This is a genomic window from Thiopseudomonas acetoxidans, from assembly GCF_030362935.1.
Classification (GTDB): domain Bacteria; phylum Pseudomonadota; class Gammaproteobacteria; order Pseudomonadales; family Pseudomonadaceae; genus Thiopseudomonas; species Thiopseudomonas acetoxidans.
On the sequence record NZ_JAUCDY010000027.1, the window covers coordinates 1 to 1,198 of the forward strand.

Consider the following 1,198-nt stretch of genomic DNA (forward strand, 5'->3'; position numbering starts at 1 on the left):
GGTAATCCCCCCATTTGTAACAGGGTTCAAAAGTAGATGTTAGGCCACTATGGCCAACTTTTGTTTAGGGGTAATACCACCAAGCCCCATATTAGGTCGTTCATTATTGTAGTGCCAGAGCCATTGAGTAGCATAATCTTGAACAGCGGCTATGCTCTCAAATAAATGCTGAGCGAGCCAGTCATAACGAACAGTTCGATTGTAGCGTTCTATATAAGCATTCTGCTGCGGATTACCAGGCTGAATAAAGTTAAGCTTAATATCATGTTTAGCTGCCCAAGCACCTAGCTTTCCGCTGATATATTCTGGCCCATTGTCACAGCGAATTGAACAGGGTTTGCCGCGCCATTCAATAATCTGATCCAGTGTACGGATCACGCGCTCTGCCGGTAGTGATAGGTCAACTTCGATGCATAAGCCTTCGCGATTAAAGTCATCTATGACATTCAAGAGTCGGTAATTACGACCATCACTAAGCTGATCATGCATAAAATCCATTGACCAACTGACATTAATAGCGTCAGGAACGGCCAGAGGTTGTGGTTTCTCACGCACTAAGCGCCTTCTAGGCTTAATACGTAGATTCAGCTCAAGTTCTCGATATATACGGTAAACACGCTTGTGGTTCCAGCTAAAGCCCTTCACGTTGCGCAAATATAGAAAGCACAAACCAAAGCCCCAGTTTTTACGTCTGTCTGTCAGACGAATCAGCCAGTCAGCAATTTCAGCGTTTTGATGGCCGAGTTTGGTTTGATAGCGATAACAGGTTTCACTGATGCTAAAAATCCAACACGCTAAACGTATACTGATAGCTTTTTCATTAACGGCTCGTTGTGCCATCTCACGACGTCGAGATGGCTTTACCACTTTTTTTCGATGGCTTCCTTAAGAATGTCGGCTTTCAAACGCTCCTCAGCGTACATTTTCTTGAGTCGACGATTTTCTTCCTCAAGCTCCTTTAAACGGGTCATCATTGAAGCGTCCATTCCACCATACTTAGTACGCCACTTGTAAAAGGTGGCGCTGCTCATGCCATGTTCGCGACACAGTTCAGGAACTGGCACGCCGTTTTCGGCTTGTTTTAAAACTGAGAGGATTTGGCTGTCGGTAAATCGTGATTTTTTCATGCAGAATCTCCTTGCGTATAGCTTATGGAAAATTCTACTTATGAGCACTGCTATTTTTCGGGGGGATTACC

Annotated in this window: 1 protein-coding gene; it reads right to left on the reverse strand. The window is 44.5% G+C overall.

What is annotated here, in order from left to right:
• Nucleotides 1-39: 39 nt before the first annotated feature.
• Nucleotides 40-1,127 (reverse strand): IS3 family transposase gene (locus QEZ41_RS12000; protein ID WP_289411832.1). Its coding sequence is split into 2 segments (ribosomal slippage): nucleotides 40-866 and nucleotides 866-1,127, totalling 1,089 coding nucleotides; the frame shifts between segments, so codons are not numbered across the junction.
• Nucleotides 1,128-1,198 lie beyond the last annotated feature (71 nt).